This is a genomic window from Bifidobacterium sp. ESL0764 (assembly GCF_029395515.1).
In the GTDB taxonomy this organism is placed as follows: domain Bacteria; phylum Actinomycetota; class Actinomycetes; order Actinomycetales; family Bifidobacteriaceae; genus Bifidobacterium.
Genome location: NZ_CP113919.1, coordinates 739,586 through 759,756, shown reverse-complemented (window position 1 = coordinate 759,756; position 20,171 = coordinate 739,586). Strand labels below are relative to the sequence as shown.

The following is a 20,171-nucleotide window of genomic DNA, read 5'->3' as shown; positions in this document are numbered from 1 at the left end:
ATGTTTCAAGAGAGTAACTCAGGCCGCGCGCTGCGTGGTTTGGAAAGCAGATAAACGATAATAATTGATAATACGGAGTGTTGGAGACGGAGATATGCGTTGTCCGACCGTAAAGACTCGGCCTGAGCGGCCCGGAGCGTGTCGGACAATGTATATCTCCGTCTCCAACACGTCAGTTAGAATCCAGGAAAGGCAAGATATGACCACGCCATCGTTCATTATCGAACTGCGCAAGAAGATCGGGCACGAGTTGCTGTGGCTCAACGGGGTCACCGGGCTCGTGGAGGATGGGCACGGACACATTTTGCTCGGGCAGCGGGCGGATACCGGCGAGTGGGCGATGGTCTACGGCATCAACGAACCCGGCGAGCAACCGGCAGACACGGTGGTGCGCGAAATCAAGGAGGAGACCGGCATCGACGCCGAGGTCACCGACTTGGTCGCCGTGGTTTCCTCCTCCGAAATCATCGCCTACGACAACGGCGACCGCACGCAATATATGGATCATTCGTTCCTGTGCCGCCTGAAACCCGGCGGCAACGCCGAACCGTTCGTCGGCGATGACGAAAGCCTCAAGGTCGGCTGGTTCTCACGCGACGATCTGCCCCAGCCGCTGGCCAAAAGCACGGTCGAACGCCTGAAGATCTTCGATCGTTTCCAACGCGGCAAAGCCGCCGGAGACACCCATGCCCTGTTCGTGACCGACGGTCGACTTCACTGATCCGAGAGCCAATCGTGTCTCAAGGAAGAACGTGCGGAGGCAGAAAAACAGGAAACATGGCACCCCACCATTCTTCGGCAAATTCTTTGATAACCGCTTGGCAGTAACCGGATTTGCAGTTTCACGTTAACCTCGTTAATATATGAAGTCAGTTCATTAATCGGTGACCATCACGGATGGCGGTTACCGGACGCAGGGTTGGCCCAAGGAGGTGCGGATGCGCGAAAACAGCGAATCATCACCATCTCAAAGCACTTCGCAACCTTTCTCGACCGACCATCTGGCACCATCGATACCGGACTTCACCGAAGACCCGATCCGTAAACCCGTGCCTCAATCCGTCGTCTCCGAACGCAACCGTTCACGGACGCTGTGGCATCTCTACCACTACGGCATCTCTTCGCGAGCGCAAATCGCCAAGGCGCTGGGCCTGACACCTGCCGCCATCACCAAAATCACCGCACGCCTGATCGACGCCGGCATCGTGGCCGAAACCGGCGATATGAAAGGCAGCAAACGTCGCCGGTCCATCGGCTTGAACATCGACACCGAACGCTTCCACTTCATCGGTGTCAAATTCGCGCGCAGCCTGGTGCAGATCGGCGTTTTCGACCTCAAGGGCAAATGCCTGAGCCTCACCGACATGCCGCGGGTCAGCGACGACACCATCGACGCGGCCATCGCCGCCACGCACGAAACCATCGATTCCCTGCTTCAAACCGACCCCGATATCGTCGCCATCGGCATGGCGGTGCCCGGCCCGTACCTGCACGGCACCGGTTATGCGGCGCTTGTTTCCAGCATGCCGCACTGGCGCAACATCAACTTCCAGGAGGAATTCGGGCAAAACTGCCCCGTTCCCGTCTTCATCGAACAGGATGCCCGGGCCGGAGCCTTGGCGCAACGGCTGTTCGGCGGGCTCGCCGACTCCGGAAGCCTTGCCTATTTCCTTCTCGGTGAAGGCATCGGCCTCGGGGTCATCGAGAACGGCAGGCTTGTCTACGGCAATCTTGGGGCATCCACCGAACTTGGCCACGTCTCGATCGATGCCATAGACGGCAGGAAATGCGAATGCGGGAATGTGGGATGTCTGGAATGCTATTGCTCCGCAGGCGCGATTCACCAGCGGATCGACGAGCTCGGCATCGTTCCAGGCTCTGGGTCCATGGCTCATCTCGAAGCCTGCCAGGCATTGTTCGCACTGGTTGACGGGCAAAACAAAGACACCGAACAGACCCGCGAAGCACGTCGCCTGGTCGCCGAAATCGGACGTTACGTCGGCTACGGATGCGTCATCATCTGCAACGCCTTCAACCCTCGCCGCATCGTACTCGGCGACATCGGAGCGCTCGGAGGCCGCCACCTGCTCGATTCGGCGCAGAACGTGGTAGACGAACGGGTCATCCCCGAGATCGCGCAATCGACCGAAATCACGCTTTCCAGCCTGCCTACCGACGCGGCCGTACTCGGTGCCGCCGCCACGGCCATCACCCAGTTTTTGGACCGACCTTCCTATTTCCGAACCGACCGCCCGCCAGGTAATTCGGGATAAAGGGAAATAGCACTACGATACAGTAGGTTTTAGTCGAAACGGACAAGTTGTCAGTATCAAGAGTCTCATCATTGAAAAAAAACGTATAAACATGTAAGAAAGGATCACATCATGACCAAGCCAATCGTTGTATCTCTAGGAGAACTGCTCTGGGATATGCTTCCCACCGGCAAGCGTGCGGGCGGCGCCCCCGTCAATTTCGCCTATCACGCCGCTATGAACGGTGCGGAAGGCCACGCCATCAGCGCCGTGGGCGAGGATCCGCTGGGCGACGAGCTCATCGAAGCGATCAAGAAGTCCGGCGTCGAATCGATCGTGCAACGCAACGCCTGGCCCACCTCCACCGTCGAGGTCGCCCTGAAGAACGGCATCCCCGAGTACACCATCATCAAGGGCGTCGCCTGGGACCACATCCTTTACACCCGCGAGCTGATCGCCATGGTCGAGAAGGCCGACGCGATCTGCTACGGCACGCTGGCCCTTCGCAGCCAGGAATCGCATGACACCATCGTGGAGCTCCTCAAGCACGCCAAGCCGACCGCCATGAAGTTCTTCGACATCAATATCCGCGGCGACCACTATTCCAAGGAGCTGATCGAGGAACTGCTCGGCTACGCCACGGTCTTCAAGATCAACGATGCCGAGTTGCTGCTTTTGCGCGACATGTTCGACATCCGCGGCACCTCGGACGAAGAGGCCTGCAACTGGTTCATGGAGCAGTACGGTCTCAACTACGTCATCCTGACCGGCGGCTCGACCTTCAGCACCATCATCGCCAAGGACGGCGAATCCTCCACTCTGGATACCCCGCGCGTCGACGTGGTGGATACCGTCGGCGCCGGCGATTCCTTCTCCGGCACGTTCACCGCCAAGGTGCTCACCGGCTCGTCGCTGGTCGACGCCCATCGCGCCGCCGTCAACACCGCCGCCTACGTCTGCACGCAAAACGGCGCCTGGCCCGAGTACCCGGAGAGCATTCCGGACTATCTGGGCGAGGCGGAGAAGTAAAGCCTCCATATCGCAATACAAGCCAAGGCCAAACCAGAACAGGCCGATATGCGAAAAGGCCGTCATCGCAGGAGAGAATTGCTGTGATGACGGTCTTTTTGTGTTTTGTGAATCAGCTTTTGTAAATCAGCGATATCGGGACGCGAACGGTGATATCCCGATATTGCCGATCAGCAACCTGCATCCGTCTCAGCGGATCCGACGTCCGGCGCACCAGACGTGTTCGACCTGCCAGGTCTTCGGGTCGCTCAGCAGAAGGTCCGCCGCATAGCCCGGCGAAAGCAGACCCAGCGGCGCACCGGTGACGGCGTTGGCGTGGTCGAAGCCGAACGCGCGGGCAGGGGTGAGCGTCGCCGCTTCAACGGCATCGTTGGGAGCCATGCCGAGCACGTTGACCGCGCGCGCGACCGAATGCTCGAGCAACAGCGTGGAACCGGCGATGGAGCCGTTGGAGACCAGACGGGCGTGGCCGCCTTTGACCGTGACGTCAAGAGCCCCAAGCTTGTACGCTCCGTCCGGGCAGTCCGTGGCGCTCATCGCGTCGGTGACGAAAGCAAAGCGATGCGGCGCGAATTTCACCGCCATCCTCAAGACCGGATTCTGAACGTGGAAACCGTCGTTGATCAGCTCGATCGTGACGCGCGGATCCTCCACCGCCGCCGGAATCGGGCCCGGCTCGCGGTGCTTGAGCCCGTTCATCGCGTTGAACATATGGGTCATGATGCCGGCACCCGCCTCGAAACCGCGTCTGGCCGTCTCGTAGTCCGCATCGCAATGGCCCACCGCCGGCACCACCCCGGCAGCCGCGAACCGTTTGATGGCCGAAATTCCATGAGGCAGCTCCGGGGCGATGGTGATCTGACGGATCGAACCGTCGGCGGCGTCAAGAAGACGGTCCACCAGATCGTCGGTCGGGTCCTTCAGACAGTTCGGGTCGTGTGCGCCCTTGCGTGAAAGCGCCAGGAACGGGCCCTCCAAGTGGGAGCCGAGAATGTCGGGGCGCTTGCCCATCGCGGCTTTGACGTTCTTCAGGTTCGCACACATCACGTCCATCGGATTGGTGATCAGCGAGAGCACCTGACGCGTGGTACCGTGCACCATGTGGCCGGTACGGGCGATGTCGATGCCTTCGAGGCCGTCGTCGAACGAGCGATTCCACGAACCATGCGCATGGATGTCGATGTAACCGGGGGTGAGGTTCCTGCCTTGGGCGTCGACCTCGACCACTCCCGGTTTCAGGGATAACGGCAGCGCCTCGGCCTGTCCCGTCCCACTATCGCTTCCAGCAGCACCATCGGCAATGCCGAACCCACGGCAGGCCGAGGCCAGGGCCGCTCCCCCGTTGCCGGTCGACACGATCACGCCATCGTGCGCGATGAGCCAGAAACCGTCCTCGATACCCCGTGCGTCGATTTTTCGCGCATGGTGCACCACCAGCCAGGCAATCACCTCGCCTTCAACGGCTTTCGTGACCTGTTCAACGGTCTGCTGCCTGTTTTCATCTGACATTCCCACTCACGTTCCTTCATGCTTTGTTTGGAATGTTTTCTTACCATCATCACTATCGTGGCACATTGTGCCGTTTGACGATAAAGATGCGCTCTGCCATACCCCACGGCGTTTCAACGCCTTGGCAGGTTGCGGCGCCGATGGAATACCGACATCGCAACCTGCCGAATTTCTTGATTGGCCCGCGCCGGTTGACAACCAGGATGGCGGCAATCAGCCTGAGGGATATTCTCAGATCTGTTGCCACGCCGGCTTGTGGGCGTAGGCGTAACGGTAGTAATCCTTGTGCGCCAGCTTCGAGGCGGCGGCCTCGTCGACGATGATGGTGGCGTGCGGGTGCAGCTGCAGCGCGGAGGCCGGGCAGAAGGCGCTGATGCCGCCCTCGCAGGTCTCTTTGACGGCCTCGGCCTTGCCCTCGCCGAACGCGAGCAGCACCAGGTGGCGCGCCTTCATGATCGTGCCGATGCCCTGCGTGATGCAGTGGGTGGGCACCTGGTTGATGTCGCCGTCGAAGAAGCGGGCGTTGTCGATGCGGGTCTGCTCCGCGAGCGTCTTGATACGGGTGCCGCTGGCGAGCGAGGAGCCCGGCTCGTTGAAGCCGATATGGCCGTCGGTGCCGATGCCGAGGATCTGCACGTCCACGCCGCCGGCAGCCTCGATCGCCGCATCGTACTCGCGCCCGGCGTCCTTGATGGTCTCCAGGTTGCCGTTGGGCACGCGCACCTTGGCCGGGTCAAGGCCCAGAGGCTCGACGACCGTGCGGGTGATGGTGCTGCGGTAGGACTGCGGGTGGGCCGGGTCAAGGCCCGCATACTCGTCGAGCGCGAACCCACGGACCTGGCTGACGTCGAGATTGCGCGCCTTGACTTCGGCCGCAAGATGACGATAGGCCGCCAACGGACTGGAACCCGTGGCCAGCCCCAGCACCGCGTTAGGCTTGCGCTCGATCAAATCCGCCACGCACTTGGCATAGATTTCGCCGGCCTCATCCTCGTTCTTCGTAATGATGATTTCTGCCATTTTGGTTTTCTCCTTTGTTGCATTTTCGGTTTTATCGCCGGGCCGGATGGAATCGCCGATACTCGGCACTTGTCTTACTTCCAGATACGGATACCATTCAAGGGCTTATTGCACGGTAAGCCCAAGCCCCTCAAGGAAGCCCATGGTGTCCTCCTTGTGTTTGAATACCGCAGTATTGGCCAGAATTCGCCGGCACACGCTTCCCAGCTCGTCACGAACCGCAGCATGGACGTTGCCAGCGGTACGCGGCCCCCGCAGCCCCTCCTGCAACTCGTTCCATTCAAACGCGAATTCGCTTTCTTCTTGCGGCAGGGGGCGACCTTCCACCAGCGCCTGTTCAAGAACGGAAAGCTGACCGATCAACCGTCCGGGCAGCACGAACAGCCCCTGCGCCTCGATCAGTCCGATCGGTTCCTGTTTGATGGCCCAGAATTGTGGATGAACATGGAAAATGCCTTCCGGATATTGCGAACTGACAGCGTTGTTACGGAGAATCAGATTCATCTCATAGCCTCGCAAGGTAAGGCAGACGCTGGGAGAGACCGCGGACTGCCTGCCGTCTTTACCCTTGGCGAGGATATCGAGTCCTGCATTGTCGTAGCCTTCCCATCCCCGACGAATCGTGTCAGCGACCTCGACGATAGCCTCACGAGATCTCGACACCACACGAATCGCCGTGCCAGGCCAGTCAAGGATCTCGACCTGCACCTTATCGAGCCCCGGCACGCCCATCCGTTTCCACGCCTGAGCCTTATGCATCGGCATCAGCTCACCGCCGCCTTGATAATGGTCGTGAGCGAGCACCGATCCGCCGATTCGCGGCAAGGCCGCATTGCATCCAAGGAAGTAGCCGGGGAACCGATCGACAAAATCCATAAGATTGCCGAAGGTGGTGCGATCGACATGCATCGGCGTGTGCTCCATATTCACGCAGATGCCATGCTGATGGAAATACCCATACGGCGAGAACTGCCAGAAGAAGGGAGCCCCGCCCAGCTCAACCGGTATGGTACGCAGCGTCCTCTTGTCACGACCCGCGAATCCCTCGTTCTCGTGGCAGATGGTGCAACGAGGATAACCGCCGGATACGCTGTTGCCGGACCGGGCCTTTTTCATGTTCTTGAATTCCGGTTTGGCCTGGTTGATGGTGATGATCAGTCCATGGGATTCGAAACGGGGATTGCGGTCAAGCTGCGCTTTTTTGACAGCGGTATTGGCGACACAGTACCGATAGAACCAATCCATCGCGTTCATGGCGCCTTGCGATGCCTCGACCTTACGAAAACGTTTCCGGAGCGTCGACGGACGGGCGGAAAGCGCTCCCATGACCATATCACCCACGTCTTCTTCGCTATATGAGTCGGCAAGACCAAGGGCGTCCAAAGACACACAGAGACGATGCAGCAATCGGGAAGGGTCGGCAAAACCCGCCGGGCCCTCGGCCGGTGCCTCAACGTCACCGGGAACATAAGAGGCAAGGCCGAACAACTCGAGCACACGATTCCTCGCCCAATCGACATCCTCGGCGGCAAGGCCCAGATTCACACGCGCAAATCCGAGCAATGCGTCGATCAGGTCATACACCTCGTTGAGATCATGCCCGGCATCCTTTCCGTCCTCGGATCCGAAAGCCCGACCGGCACCGGCGCTTTTCGCCGTCTTCATATCCAGAGTTTTTGGTTGTGTCATCCCAGTTCCTTCATGACTTCATCGATGATACGGTGGCTGTCTTCCAGCTTTCGCTCCATCTCACGCACCAGTTTGATCTGGGTACGGCAGCGCACAAGATTGTGCTCCGGATAAGAGGTGGCAAAATAGGTATCGCCGGAAAGATAATCGGCCAGGAAGCGCATGCCACATTCCAATGTCATGATGATCGCGCTTTCCGGCATCAGCCTCAGCTCGCCATCGGTGATGCTTGGCTTTACTTCGCCGAGGAAACCACGTGCGTAAGCCTTGAAAAGCTCCGTGCTGAAATGCACTTTGTCAAGGTCCCGTTCATCCTCAAGCGCCGTGGAGGCACCGAAACGGATGGAATCGCCGAAATCATAAAGCATCGAACCGGGCATGATGGTGTCCAGGTCGATGATGGCCCGAGCCTTATGGGTGGTGGCATCCATCAGAATGTTGTTGAGCTTGGTGTCGTTGTGCGTGACCCGCAGCGGAATACTCCCGTTTGAAAGCCCGTCCGTAATCTTCGGATACCAATCTGCCTGGTCGACGAAAAACCGGATTTCCTCTCGGCAGCCGGACACCCTGCCCTCGCGATCCTGCGCGAGCGCGGCCTTGAAATCGAGGAACCGGCTCGGCGTGTCGTGGAAATGGGCCACGGTCTCCTTCAACTGCGAAGCGTCAAACGAGGCAAGTTCGTTCTGGAAATCGCCGAAAGCGGCACCCGCATCCCTGAAGACCTCTGCGTCGGGGACCATGTTATAGGAGATCGTGTGCTCGATGAACGCATAGATGCGCCATGCACCCGTCGCATCGGCATAGTACGTCGCCCCGTCATCGGTCCTGACGATGTCAAGGGTCTCTTTGCCCTTCGAATGCAGATAAGACGTGACCAATTCGATATTACGCATGAGGTTTTCGGTGTCCGGGAATACATTGGTGTTCATCTTCTGCAGGATGTAGCGTTTCCTGTCGGTCGTCACCAGATAGGTCCTGTTGATATGCCCGTCACCATACGCTTTGATGCTTGAGACTTCACCTTCAAGCCGAAAATGCCCGGCAACATTCGCCAGTGTGACCTCGTTGTTCGCCATCATTGGTTCCTTTCCACCGTTTCCGTGAATACCATCGCCAATCGGCATGAAGCCGGCACTTCGGCAAACCGCACATCGCCTACGGCCCCCACCTGCCCCAACTGCGCAATGCTTCTTGAACCATCAGAAGCATCAACCGTATTGGTTATATTGTTAAGAATAGTTACATAATTGGAAATATGCAATTTGCTTGGTTTGCAGCATGTCTTATGGTATGTAAAGTAAGATAAAAGAAAGTATATATCCTTAGATTTCAGCGCCCTACACTACCATAAAATCTAACGAATAATGAAGGAAGGCACATGGAGACGTCCTCAGGAAAAACCTCTCTGACACTGCACACGCCTGGCAAAAGCAGCAAAGCCAGTCCTGCAGACGTCCGAAGGAACAACAGACTACTGATTTTCAGCCTCCTGTTTCCTTCCCGTCAATACTCGCGTGCCGAACTTGGACGCAAAACCGGGTTGTCACGGGTGGCGGTCTCCGACGTCGTGGGCGACATGCTCGACGAAGGCATACTGCGTGAAAACGGCCAGGAGACCCACAACACCGGCAAAGGCAAGCACGGCACCTTGCTCGGCGTGGACACCACACGGCTGCATGTCATCTCCATCGACCTTTCCGAAGCCCATCTGATACGTGGGGCCGTGACCAACCTTCTGGGAGCCCCGCTCATTCATTCGGAAACGGTATTGGGCGCCGGAGAAAAAGTCAGACCCGAAGACGTCATCCGACTGATCGAAAAACTATCCAAACGCACCAGCAACATCATCGGCATCGGAATCGCCGCAACCGGCGTGGTACAGGACGGCGTAATCCGACGTTCCACCGAGCTGGGATGGGAAAACCTCGACCTGAAGACACCGTTGGAGCAGCGCTTCAAGATGCCGGTGTTCATCACCAATGACGCGGCGGCTTCGGTATTGACCGAGCGCTACTTCGGACAGGCCGGCCCGAACGTACTGTTCGTGAAAATCGACCGCGGCATCGGCTCGGCGACACTGATAGACGACACGGTAATCGTCGGCGAAAACCATGCAGGCGGTGAAATCGGCCATATCTCCATCGATCCGAACGGGCCGCTCTGCCGTTGCGGAAAACACGGCTGTCTGGAAATGGCGCTGTCGGCGCCAGCCCTGCGCAAACGGCTTCATGGCAAGAACGCCGACGAACAGACCCGGATTCTCGCCGATGCGGGCCAACAACTCGCCTCGGCATTGTCGATGCCGATCGGCTTGCTTGACGTGCAGGACGTCTGCATCTACGGGCCTCCGGACATCATCAACAGCACATTCTGCGACGCCGCACAGGGTTATGCGGACCGGACCACAGCCTCGACTTTCCGCAAGCATACGACCATTCGTCGCTGCCAATGCGGCCCCGACATCTCGCTGACCGGGGCGGCAATCATCGTTTCCCACAACTACATCAGCGACAGAGCAGTGCAGCGCCAATAGCCCCAAGCGGCTCATCCAACCGGGCAAGCTCAAGACGGGAAGCAATATCCAGATTGCGAAGAAAAGCACAATGTTTCTCGCGCGTGCCGATTTCCCGGCTGATGAGGTCGAGCAAAGGCCTCCCCGTTTTGGCCATGCCTCCCCCGATGATGATTCGCCGGGGATCCGTCAACTGGACCACAATCTGCACGGCGTCACCCATCGCATGGGTCACCTTGGCCAGTATCTCGAGCGCGTTGCGTTCCCCACGTTGCGCAGCGGCAATCAGCCCGGGCAACGCAGGATTGTCATACGGCCACAGGCGCGAGACGGCCGAGCCCGAACAGACCGTTTCCAAACAGCCCTTTTGCCCACACGGACAGTCGAACCGATTGGGGTCAACGGGCAAATGACCGATTTCCCCTACCGCCCCGCTCTCGCCATGCTGCAGCCGGTTGTCGATGATGATGCCTGCGGCCAGTCCGGTGCCGAAATTCAGAAAGACCGTGGTCCCTTTTTTAGGAGCCTTGGCGATGCCGGCAGCGCCAAGGGCGGCGACATTCACGTCGTTCTCGACACGCACCGGCAATCCGAGCCGACGTTGCAGCACAGAACCCAGGTCGTACTCGCCGATGCCAAGATTGACGACATTGCTGACATGTCCCGTCTGCGCATTGACCTGACCGGGGATGCCGACACCGATCATCGCGAGCTTGGAGAAAAGCGTGCCGGCCACCTGACGCACCAAAGCCTCGACATCGGATACCACCTGATCGCCGCCCTGACGGGCAGGAAGCCGACCAGAAGAGACAACGGCGCCTTCGTCAGACAACAGAACAGCCTCTATCTTCGTTCCACCGATATCGACGCCGACAACATACCTTCGCTCAAAACCTGTAGGCATAATATCCAATCTCCTCATATATCAAATGCGTATGACAGAAAGATCTTTGTTAAGAGGTTTTCTTTCCTTTTCCAACCGGTTCGCCGCGCGAAGCCTACAACCTGCACCACGCTATATCGTTGGGCCGCAACTCGAATTCCTTGGAACTCCGGTCCGGCAAGCTGACGACGGTGCGCTGCGAGACGCCCGTGTTGTTGACCACGCAATACCATCCGGTCTTCGGGAACCGCGCCACCTCGCATTCCGGGTTCGAGGAGCTGAAGAATCCGTAATCATCTTCACGATGAGCGGCGAAGAACAACATACGTTCCAGCATCCGTGCGTTCGAAGCCGAATAAGGAAGCCCGGAAACGTACACACCGCGGCCATGCCCGTAGTCGTTGGCGGCGAGCTGAACCTGACCTCCAACGGCTTTGAGGAGCACGACCTGCTCATTGACAGGATAGGTGTTGAGTATGGGCTCGCCGAAATCAACCGCGTCACCGGCGGCGACATCAGCCGTGATGAAATGATCGGCAACCGTCTTCGGGAAATATTTGTCGACCGACAGGGTCTGGAAGCGTTCCTCATCGACTCCGAGCACATCCGCCAATTGGAAAAAGCGCCCTTGCCATTGCAGGCTGGAAGGCTCGCCCACGCCGACGAACCCGCCGCCATCGCGCACCCACGAACGCAAGATCGAGACCAGACGCGGGTCTTTCCAGACCTCGCCGCCGCTGAACGAAGTATCCGCAGGCCCTCCGCTGACAACGACATCGATGTCTTCGGGAACACCCGAGTCCAACACGTCGTCGAAGGAGATGAACCTGACGTTGACGCGCATACCGGAAAGCGCCTCGAGAATGCCGTAATAGGAATAGGTCTGCTTGTTGGGCAGGGCGTGCGCCACGGTATAGGCCATCCACGAACGCATTTTGCCCCACGAGTTGAGTATGGCCACGTTCAACACGCCTTCGGAGCCTTCTCCCCCCGTCTTCTCATATAGCTCACGGAACTGATCGGAGATCTGGCTGACCGCATCGACGAATTTGGGGAATTTGGCCGCCAGGGAAAGGTAGCCGCCATAGCCCATGCGGTCGATGGGGCTGCGAAGGATGGCACGCCTTGCCTTGCGCCAGTTGTCCCATGCCTCGATGCTCGGATCGTTGCCCTCATGGAACGTGTCGGGGAAGAAGTACGGCAGGAACCGCCCTTCCTTGTATTTGACGCCCTTGATATCCGAGATCATGCGCAGGGTGGTGCCGTCGCCGACCGACCCGACGATGGCGTCCAGACCCAAATCACCGAATCCGTCCATATACGGCTCCGTGCCGATCCACTGGTCGCCCAGGAACATCATGGCTTCCTTGCCGGCCTCATGCGTCATGGAAACCAGTTTTTTGACGTTGCCACGCACAAAACGGGAGAGGAAATCTATCCAATCGCGCTGCGGTTTGCGGGGTATGCGGAACGACGAGTTGTAGCAGCCCTCGTCCACAAAATCCTCGGGACGCAGGCGATACCCGTATTCGTCGGCGAAATCCTCGAGCGCCTGCGGCGAGACGGTGCAGGCGCATCCGAACCAATCCACGACCTTTTCCCTGTGCTTTTGGTCGAACAGCAGCGTGAACTGGTAGAAGAACGTGGTGAAACGGACCACATCCGTCTGTGGATGGTCCTTGAGCCACTTATCGAACGTGTCGAACACGAACTTGCGCGTGGCGGGATGATAGATGTCGAAGGGGATCTCGTGTTCCTTGTCTCCCCAATCATTGGTGAGATGGTTGTACATCTCAACGGGATCCCAAATGATATAAGCCAGGAAAGAGACCGTATACTCATGCATCGGCTCCGCCCCGTCGACCGTGACCGTATCGCTGGCCTGTGCGACGCTCCAACGCTGTACCGGCACGACTTCTCCGGTGGTACGGTCAATCACTTCCCAATATTTCGCGGGATCGGCGTCATAGTTGGGTTTGAGCTGCTCGGCGTAAAAAGTGGCCATCAGAGGGATGACCACTTGCTCATTGTCGGCGAGCACACGTTGGGTCAGTAGATACACTTCAGGGGTCTCATCCATATGCAGCGTGATCCACTCGTTGTGCGCCCGAGTCGGGAAATACGCGCTATAGATTTTCTTGCCGAGCTTCATCAATTCGCCGTCAAGTTTCGTCCCATCCGAATCACGAATGGCGTCAGCCCCCCAGCTATCCGCCAGCTTTTTGGTCTCCTCAGCGAAATGCTCCTCGCTGGGAATGGTAAAACGACCTGTACTCACAGTAATTTCCTTTCATAACATCTATTTCTGCTGATTTCCACAGCAGTCCGCCTTAAAGACAGCCACGCAAAAGCCGTTGTTCGCAGGCGGGACCCGGTTACTGCAATCCGGGAATCCCCGTCAATCCGATCCCGACGTTGCCGCTTCATCCCCCTACCGCTACTGCCAGCGCAAGTGTCGGTTGAAGTCTGGATTCGGTGATTACCACGGAAACCCGCTTGACCGTCTGCGGCTCAAAACGCAGGATTCTTTGATAACCCACCGACCCCGCACTGGCCGCCAGATGTCCGTCGAGGTAGACGTTCAACCGATCGATGCGCTGTCCCTGCCGAATCTGCTCACGCAAGACCACGGCTTCCACCCGACGCGGCACATCGAAATCGATCTCGATTCCAGGCTTTCCATCATCCGCGGCAGGCGCCCAGAACGAGCCGTCATCAGCCGGCGAGAGCAATCGTTCGGCGAGCTCATCATCACCATTCGACGAAAAGCCGATATGGACACCATCGGTAATGCAGCGTGATTTGAAATCCTGAATTCTTTGGCCGAGCCCCCGAAGCATGTCGACATCCGATTGAGCGAGGAGACCATGCTTGTTCGGCGGCACATTCAGCAACAGCGTCGAGTTTCCTCCGACGCTACGGCACCAGATCTCGAACATCTCGTCTGCCGAGCGGACCTGGCCGTCTTCAGCGGGATGGTGGAACCAACCGTGCCTGGAAGAAGTGTTGACCTCGGCGGGATACCATGCCAGAGGGCCGGTATAACCCTGCAACGCCTTTCTGGAACCCAAATCATCGGTATCGGAGCTTACGACTCTGGAAAAACGCCCGTCATCGCTATGTTGCGATTTCGATGCCGTCAATTCCGCAGAACGCAACGACTCCGGAACGACGCTCCATTCATTGGCTCTGGTATGCCCCGCCTCGTTGCCGCACCACCGTACATCAGGGCCACAGACGCTGATGACGGCTTCGGGTTGCAAGGCTCGGATCACGTGGTAGTAACGTTGCCAGTCATAGGTCTGTTTACGTCCATTCGCGCCTTCGCCGCAGGCTCCGTCGAGCCATACCGAGAAGATCGGCCCGTAATGGGTGAGCAGCTCGATGAGCTGGCCAACATAAAAATCGTCATATGCCTTGCCCTCACCGTAGGTGCGCTCGGTGCGATCCCAGGGGGAAAGATAGATGCCGAATTCCATGCCATGCCTGCGGGCCGAGTCACTGACCTCACGGACCAGATCACCTTTCCCGCCTTTCCACGGGCTGGAAGCGAGCGTATGGTCAGTGTAGGCGGAAGGCCACAGGCAGAAGCCGTCGTGATGCTTGCATGTCAAAATAACACCGGTCATTCCGGCCGATGCAAGCGCATCCATCCATTGATCGACATCCAAGGCATCGGGATCGAAGAGTTCTGGGTCTTCGTTTCCCAGTCCCCATTCCCTGTCGGTCATGGTGTTCATGCCAAAATGGATGAATGCGTACATCTCCATGTGCTGCCAATGAAGCTGGCGATGCGACGGCCGGATATTGGCGAGGTAATCCTCGTTCATCTTGTATCAATTCACCTTTGGATAGCTATCGCTGCGAATGGTTGTATAGCCAAAGCATGAAAACGACTCCGGCCAGACCAATGCATTCGATACCCAGATTCAACCACGACGTGGAACGCTGCCCGATAATGGTGACAACAATGAAAGCCACAAAAACAAGCAACTTCAACGCGCCGAGCAAAAACCCATGCCACTTCTCGTTCATTTGATTCCTCCCATGTTAGAGGTCTCCAACAGCTTCTTCTGCACCAATGCGTAGAAGATCAGCACCGGTATCATCACAATGGCCATGCCGGCATAGAGACGCCCGTAATTGGTCGCCGCCTTCTGCGTCTGCATCAGGTTGAGCAGACCGACCTGCACGGTCTTGTTCTCACCGGTCATCAGGGTCATGGAGATGATGTAGTCGTTCCAGTAACTCAGGAAGTTGAACAGCATCGACATCGAGATGGCGGGCCCGGCCATGGGGAAGAAGATACGCACCATAATCGTGAACTGCGAGGCACCATCAATCAGTGCCGCTTCCTCATAGGTCGTAGGGATCGTGGCGAAGAAATCCTGCAGGAGGAACACCGTGAACGGCAACGACGTGGCCGCGTAGACCACCGCGAGGATAAACGCGTTATTGACGAAAAATCCGGAAGGCAGGAATTTCATGACGAATTTATCGGCACCCACAAGCATCAGGAAAATGGGCACCACGATGTAGTTCACATTGATGAACAGACCGGCCTGGATGCCAAGCTTGATGATTTTCTTGCCGGGGAAATCGAACCGCGCCAGAACGTAGGCGCATGGCAAGGCCACGACCAAAGCGATGACCATGGCCACCAACGTAACCACTACCGAGGTCAGGAAGTACTTGCCCAGATGCGCGTCCTGAAACGCCTCGACATAATTCTGCCAGTGGAAGCCTTTGGGCCAGGTCCACGGACTGCCGTAGAACTCGCTTTTGTCCTTGAACGAGGCGATGAACACCCAAACGACAGGAATGAGAATCATCAAAGCAGAGATGACCAGGACGAACTCACCGACAATCCTGCCGACCGTCCACGCATGGGCGTCGCCGCGGTTCTTGGCTGGTTTCATGTGAAAACCATGGGAGGTTTTCGTTTCCATATTTGCGTTCTTCATAGTGCTAAACCTCCTAGAACTGCAGAATCTCGCGCTTGGTGACCTGATTGACGATCAGGGAGAGCAGGAAGCTGAAGAGGAAGATGACCACGCCGATGGCCATGCCATAGCCATAGGTGGAATTCGTGTACGCTTGCTGGTACATATAGCCGAGAATCGTCTGCGAAGCTCCATCAGGTCCGCCATTGGTCATCGCAGTGACCAGGACGAAGCTCAAATTCACCGAGCTGATGATGAAGAAGGTGAGAGTAGTACGGATATTCTGCCAGATAAGAGGAATGGTAATGGAAATCAGCTGCCGAATCTTACCGGCACCGTCGATTTCCGAGGCTTCATACAGCTCCTGATCGACACCGGCCATCGAAGACATATACATCACCATGTAGTAGCCGAGCGACTGCCATAGCATCGCGAAAGCCACCGAATAGATGACGATCTTCTGGTCTCCCAACCAAACGCGCTTCAAAGCCCCAAGCCCGAGGAACCCCAACGTTCCATTCAACAGACCGTTCTTCTGATCATAGATGGCGGAGAAAATCGCCGCGATCACGACGGCGGAGAGCACGGACGGAATATACATGATGAATCGGAGGAAACCAGCGCCGACTATTCGATCCTGCAGCAATACCGCCGCAAAGACAATCGCCAAAGGCAGGGTCACCGCCGTCACCAGCACCAACAGCAAAACCGTGTTCTGGCAGGCATGGACGAAATTCATGTCTCCGGCCAACGTCTTGAAGTTGCTCAAGCCCACGAAGGTCTTGTCGTCCGAGAATCCGCTCCATTTGAAGAACGACATGCGGAAGACGTTGAAAGTGGGGATGACCATGAATATGACAAAAAGAATGACCGTGGGCAATGCACACAACAAGCCAAAAACGGAATGCTGATGTTCAAGCTCGGATTTTTTGCCCTTTCTTTTACGCGTGTGAACTGACAACTTTATCAGGTTCCTCTCCATAAAATCCATATGAAAACAACAATGGTCTCCGTCGTACGACCATCGTACAGATGTCTGGGATACGACGGAGACCGGGACTACCGGCGATCAGGTATCTAACGTAAGCCGTTCAGATACCTGATTGCGCGAACCTCACTTCGACGCAGCGGCGTTCAACGCGTTGCTGGTATCGTTCAAAGCCGTCTGCCACTGATCCAGGCTCTTATGGCCGGAGGCGACAGAATCGATTGCGGTGTAGAGATCGTCCTTGATGTTCTTGCCCTCGACCGAAGCGGTCGTGGAGAAGGAACCGGTGATGACCTTGACGCCGGGAATCTTGTAGCCGTCATAGAAGACCTTCATGGAATCGTCGACCTTGTCGGACGCACCCTTGATGGGCTGGATGGCGCCGGTCTTGGCAAAGATCTTGGCAGCGGTGTCGGAATAGAAGAAGGCCATGAGCTTCTTGGCTTCTTCCTTGTTCTTGGCCTTGGAAGGAATCCACGTGGCTTCGACGGTCGTGTTGACGTAACGGGTGCCGTTGGCCTTGGGCGAAGGAACGGGAGCGAAGCCCCACTTGAATCCGTCGGTACGCGGCGCATCCTTCATCTCGTTGATGATCCAAGTGCCGTTGGGCATGAACAGCGACTTGCCGTCCAGTATGGACTGCTGGTTCTTGGTGAAGTCCTGGGTATTGGCATAGCCGACCGTATTCGGATTCAGATACTTGGTAACCAGCTTCTGCACCAACTGCAGCGATTCGGTCGCGTCCTTGGACTTCCAGACATCCTTCTTGTATGTCATGACGTCCTTGTAGAAGTCGTCACCGCCGATATCGGCGAGCAGGGCATTGAAGAACGAATCGAAATAACCGCTTGTCGGATAGGTGAACAGGGAAATACCCTTGGCCTTCGCCTCGTCGCCGAGCTTGAAGAACTCATCCCAGTTCGTCGGGACGCTCCAGCCGTTCTGCTCGAGCAGGGTCTGGTTGTAGACCAGTCCGGAAGGCGAATAATACATAGGCATCAGATACGTGTCTTTAGTGCCATAGGGATTGGTATAGAGGCCGATGATGTTGGGGACGAGCTTGTCCTTCACCGTCTTCGACTCCCCGGGCACCTTCATGTCCAAGACATCGGTGACATTCTCGATCGCCTTGTCCTTGAGCATGGTCTCGACCAATCCGGACTCATTGCCCTGCCCCAGCTCAATAAGATCGGGATAATTGCCGGCCTTCATGCCCGGCGTGATCTGATCGCCGAGTTTCTTTGAAGTGGTGACCTCGACCTTTACCTTCGGATTGACCTTTTCATAGGCCTTGGCCACTTCACGATACATCGCGGAGCCATAGCCGCCCTCGAAAGCGGCAAGCTTCAAAACGGTTTTCCCGCCCTCGGAGCCGGACCCGCTGGAACTACCGCAAGCCCCTACCGACAGCAGCATGGCCGCAGCTCCCGCAAGCGCAAGCACCTTTTTCGCCGTGTTAACGTTTCTCACCTGAGTACCTCCTCGTAATCTAGGTAAAAGAGCGACCCAGACAGCCACTCTTCCCTCGTGCTTAACTCTATTTACTTCTTCGCACATCTATTAATGTACACTATGTTTCCCAAAATAAAAAATCAGAAAGTTCCTGCGTGTCAACCGCATATCATTAATCATCACACAAATAAAAACATGAAAAACAACGCTGTTTATTGGCAAATCAACGATGTATCGAATCTGCAATATATGCCTTTTCGTTTCAATGTTTTATATTATTAAATAATAATGCAAAGAACATTGTCATTGAAACGAAGAACTCGGTACGCATAGAGCATATTCCAGATACATTATGAAACAGAGACAAAAGACGTTCCGACACAGGGACGGAATGCCGGCTTTTTTGCAATATGCGACTGCCCTTCCACTGACTTTCGAATGGCCAAACCGATTTTCTCAATAATTACGCTCAGAGAAGGTACAAGTAATACTCGTCGCCCAGCCACGCTAATATTAGGTATTCCGGTGCAAACCGGGCTTGATATTTGATAATTCAAGATTGGGGATGATCGGTTTCGACGGTGACCTGTTCGTCGCAGGGAAGCGTGCCGAGAATGTGGAGTCCACTCGAGATGACCTCCACGAAACAACAAGTGCTAAATCTAATCGCACTGAGTTCGCACTCGCTGCCTGAGCCAAGCGCCAGGATTAACCAGTGAGCTGCTGCTCCGTCCACTCCTTCTCGTCTTCGGGAGGATGTTGGGCGTCATTAGAGGACTTGCTTGAGCCATTGAACCACAGGGTGACTCAGGGACTTTAACTGTAGATATGCTCGCCATCCATTGTCCGCGACACGGATGGGGGCAGAAAAACCGCCAAAAGGCCAGCGGACTACGCACGTAGAAGACTGAGGGTTCGGTCATCGGACCGGGGTTCAATTCCCCGCATCTCCACGAGTTCAACGCCGCCAGGGTTCGCCTTGGCGGCGTTTTTCGTTGCAGTTGCGGCGTTTTCAAGCCGTTTGCACGCTGACATCAACGAGGGCTTATCTTGGTTTAAAACCCTCTTTCCGGGATGGATGTGGGTCGTCTAGCGGGTCGTTCATACGTCGTTGCCTACGTCGCGTTGACGATATCCTGTCATGAGCATCGCTGCTTCCCGCCGCCAAATCTTCAAAAGGGTGTTCGGGTGGTAATTGGGGTGGTATTCCAACGAGCGGATACACAGCATTGTCGCCCCCTCCCACGCCATTATTCAGACGACGAGTCAGCAACCATCTTCAATAATTCTTAAACACCAAAACTCATCACGATAGCCATCACTCGACTAGACTGGGTAACCATGAGAATCGTATTGCAGAAAGTCAGTAAAGCCGATCTCGACGTCGTCGACGAGGCGACCGGCGAGGTCGATGCATCGTTCGAGCTACAGCATATCGGCGTAGGTTTTGTGCTGCTCGTCGGGGTCAGCGACGAGGACGGGCAGGAACAGGTCGACTGGCTTGCCCGCAAAATCAGCAAGTTGCGCGTGTTCGAAGACGAAAACGGCAAGATGAACCTTTCGCTTGGCCAGGTCGGCGGCGAGATCCTGTCGGTTTCGCAGTTCACGCTGTTCGGCGACGTACGGCATGGCAACCGGCCGAGCTTCATCACCGCCGGCAAACCGGAACACGCCAAGCGCGTCTGGCTTCAATTCAACGAGGCGCTACGGTCGGAGGGCATCACCGTAAAAGAAGGCCGATTCGGCTCGCATATGCGAGTGGCACTCACCAACGACGGCCCGGTGACCATCCTCTTCGACACCGACGAACTGATGGCCAAGCACTAGCTATTCACGCAGACTGCCTATGGGGTGCAGAGATAATCACAGAAATAGCCCGAAAAATGTGATTTTT

The 20,171-nt window shown here is 56.7% G+C and carries 16 protein-coding genes and 1 other RNA gene; 6 read left to right on the top strand and 11 right to left on the bottom strand.

Annotation, left to right across the window (positions count from 1 at the left end; all coding sequences use genetic code 11):
• Nucleotides 1–199 precede the first annotated feature (199 nt).
• The 3 genes from OZX71_RS02695 (at nt 200) to OZX71_RS02685 (ending at nt 3,281) form a co-directional block, all read left to right on the top strand.
• Nucleotides 200–721 (top strand): NUDIX domain-containing protein, encoded by a 522-nt coding sequence (locus OZX71_RS02695; protein WP_277160411.1) that lies wholly within the window; start codon nt 200–202, stop codon nt 719–721.
• A 217-nt stretch (nt 722–938) separates the two neighbouring features.
• Entirely contained in the window at nt 939–2,273 is a 1,335-nt protein-coding gene (locus OZX71_RS02690) for an ROK family transcriptional regulator (RefSeq protein ID WP_277160410.1), read from the top strand.
• Between the two features lie 111 nt (nt 2,274–2,384).
• Nucleotides 2,385–3,281, top strand: a complete 897-nt coding sequence (locus tag OZX71_RS02685; RefSeq protein WP_277145506.1) for a carbohydrate kinase — start codon at nt 2,385–2,387, stop codon at nt 3,279–3,281.
• Between the two features lie 189 nt (nt 3,282–3,470).
• On the opposite strand, the gene nagA is transcribed toward OZX71_RS02685, so the two are convergent.
• From nagA to OZX71_RS02665, 4 genes are all read right to left on the bottom strand, one after another.
• Complete coding sequence (nagA, locus tag OZX71_RS02680) at nt 3,471–4,790, bottom strand: N-acetylglucosamine-6-phosphate deacetylase (RefSeq protein WP_277160409.1); 1,320 nt, start codon at nt 4,788–4,790, stop codon at nt 3,471–3,473.
• A 231-nt stretch (nt 4,791–5,021) separates the two neighbouring features.
• A complete protein-coding gene (nagB, locus tag OZX71_RS02675) occupies nt 5,022–5,810 on the bottom strand; it encodes a glucosamine-6-phosphate deaminase (RefSeq protein WP_277145508.1) in 789 nt (262 codons plus the stop codon).
• 105 nt (nt 5,811–5,915) lie between these two features.
• Nucleotides 5,916–7,475, bottom strand: coding sequence for a galactose-1-phosphate uridylyltransferase (locus OZX71_RS02670; RefSeq protein ID WP_277160638.1), 1,560 nt, complete (start codon nt 7,473–7,475; stop codon nt 5,916–5,918).
• A gap of 20 nt (nt 7,476–7,495) precedes the next feature.
• A complete protein-coding gene (locus tag OZX71_RS02665; protein WP_277160408.1) occupies nt 7,496–8,578 on the bottom strand; it encodes an aminoglycoside phosphotransferase family protein in 1,083 nt (360 codons plus the stop codon).
• 299 nt (nt 8,579–8,877) lie between these two features.
• Between OZX71_RS02665 and OZX71_RS02660 the strand changes: the two genes are divergently transcribed.
• Complete coding sequence (locus OZX71_RS02660) at nt 8,878–10,032, top strand: ROK family protein (protein ID WP_277145511.1); 1,155 nt, start codon at nt 8,878–8,880, stop codon at nt 10,030–10,032.
• Here the strand turns inward: OZX71_RS02660 and OZX71_RS02655 are convergent.
• From OZX71_RS02655 to OZX71_RS02625, 7 genes are all read right to left on the bottom strand, one after another.
• A complete protein-coding gene (locus tag OZX71_RS02655) occupies nt 10,004–10,915 on the bottom strand; it encodes an ROK family protein (protein ID WP_277160407.1) in 912 nt (303 codons plus the stop codon). The genes OZX71_RS02660 and OZX71_RS02655 overlap by 29 nt on opposite strands.
• A gap of 94 nt (nt 10,916–11,009) precedes the next feature.
• Nucleotides 11,010–13,172 (bottom strand): 1,3-beta-galactosyl-N-acetylhexosamine phosphorylase, encoded by a 2,163-nt coding sequence (gnpA, locus tag OZX71_RS02650; protein ID WP_277160406.1) that lies wholly within the window; start codon nt 13,170–13,172, stop codon nt 11,010–11,012.
• A 145-nt stretch (nt 13,173–13,317) separates the two neighbouring features.
• On the bottom strand, nt 13,318–14,724 hold the full coding sequence (locus OZX71_RS02645) for an alpha-L-fucosidase (protein ID WP_277160405.1): 1,407 nt from the start codon (nt 14,722–14,724) through the stop codon (nt 13,318–13,320).
• 25 nt (nt 14,725–14,749) lie between these two features.
• On the bottom strand, nt 14,750–14,929 hold the full coding sequence (locus tag OZX71_RS02640) for a hypothetical protein (protein WP_277160404.1): 180 nt from the start codon (nt 14,927–14,929) through the stop codon (nt 14,750–14,752).
• Nucleotides 14,926–15,858: a carbohydrate ABC transporter permease gene (locus OZX71_RS02635; RefSeq protein WP_277145516.1), complete on the bottom strand. Its 933-nt coding sequence runs from the start codon at nt 15,856–15,858 to the stop codon at nt 14,926–14,928. The genes OZX71_RS02640 and OZX71_RS02635 overlap by 4 nt, the downstream gene beginning before the upstream one ends.
• Before the next feature lie 13 nt (nt 15,859–15,871).
• Nucleotides 15,872–16,687, bottom strand: a complete 816-nt coding sequence (locus OZX71_RS02630; RefSeq protein WP_277145517.1) for a sugar ABC transporter permease — start codon at nt 16,685–16,687, stop codon at nt 15,872–15,874.
• Nucleotides 16,688–16,951: 264 nt separating this feature from the next.
• Entirely contained in the window at nt 16,952–18,295 is a 1,344-nt protein-coding gene (locus tag OZX71_RS02625; RefSeq protein ID WP_277145518.1) for a carbohydrate ABC transporter substrate-binding protein, read from the bottom strand.
• A 543-nt stretch (nt 18,296–18,838) separates the two neighbouring features.
• Here OZX71_RS02625 and ssrA point away from each other — a divergent pair.
• Together ssrA and dtd are read left to right on the top strand one after the other, a co-directional pair.
• Nucleotides 18,839–19,233: a transfer-messenger RNA gene (gene ssrA / locus OZX71_RS02620) on the top strand.
• 385 nt (nt 19,234–19,618) lie between these two features.
• A complete protein-coding gene (gene dtd, locus OZX71_RS02615; protein ID WP_277160403.1) occupies nt 19,619–20,104 on the top strand; it encodes a D-aminoacyl-tRNA deacylase in 486 nt (161 codons plus the stop codon).
• The last annotated feature ends 67 nt before the right edge of the window (nt 20,105–20,171 follow it).

Coding starts and splice junctions, on each gene's coding strand:
- OZX71_RS02635 (WP_277145516.1), bottom strand. CDS start 15,858: ATGAAGAACGCAAATATGGAAACGAAAACCTCCCATGGTTTTCACATG.
- nagB (WP_277145508.1), bottom strand. CDS start 5,810: ATGGCAGAAATCATCATTACGAAGAACGAGGATGAGGCCGGCGAAATC.
- OZX71_RS02660 (WP_277145511.1), top strand. CDS start 8,878: ATGGAGACGTCCTCAGGAAAAACCTCTCTGACACTGCACACGCCTGGC.
- OZX71_RS02670 (WP_277160638.1), bottom strand. CDS start 7,475: ATGAAGACGGCGAAAAGCGCCGGTGCCGGTCGGGCTTTCGGATCCGAG.
- OZX71_RS02685 (WP_277145506.1), top strand. CDS start 2,385: ATGACCAAGCCAATCGTTGTATCTCTAGGAGAACTGCTCTGGGATATG.
- dtd (WP_277160403.1), top strand. CDS start 19,619: ATGAGAATCGTATTGCAGAAAGTCAGTAAAGCCGATCTCGACGTCGTC.
- OZX71_RS02695 (WP_277160411.1), top strand. CDS start 200: ATGACCACGCCATCGTTCATTATCGAACTGCGCAAGAAGATCGGGCAC.
- nagA (WP_277160409.1), bottom strand. CDS start 4,790: ATGTCAGATGAAAACAGGCAGCAGACCGTTGAACAGGTCACGAAAGCC.
- OZX71_RS02640 (WP_277160404.1), bottom strand. CDS start 14,929: ATGAACGAGAAGTGGCATGGGTTTTTGCTCGGCGCGTTGAAGTTGCTT.
- OZX71_RS02630 (WP_277145517.1), bottom strand. CDS start 16,687: ATGGTCATCCCCACTTTCAACGTCTTCCGCATGTCGTTCTTCAAATGG.
- OZX71_RS02690 (WP_277160410.1), top strand. CDS start 939: ATGCGCGAAAACAGCGAATCATCACCATCTCAAAGCACTTCGCAACCT.
- OZX71_RS02665 (WP_277160408.1), bottom strand. CDS start 8,578: ATGATGGCGAACAACGAGGTCACACTGGCGAATGTTGCCGGGCATTTT.
- OZX71_RS02655 (WP_277160407.1), bottom strand. CDS start 10,915: ATGCCTACAGGTTTTGAGCGAAGGTATGTTGTCGGCGTCGATATCGGT.
- OZX71_RS02645 (WP_277160405.1), bottom strand. CDS start 14,724: ATGAACGAGGATTACCTCGCCAATATCCGGCCGTCGCATCGCCAGCTT.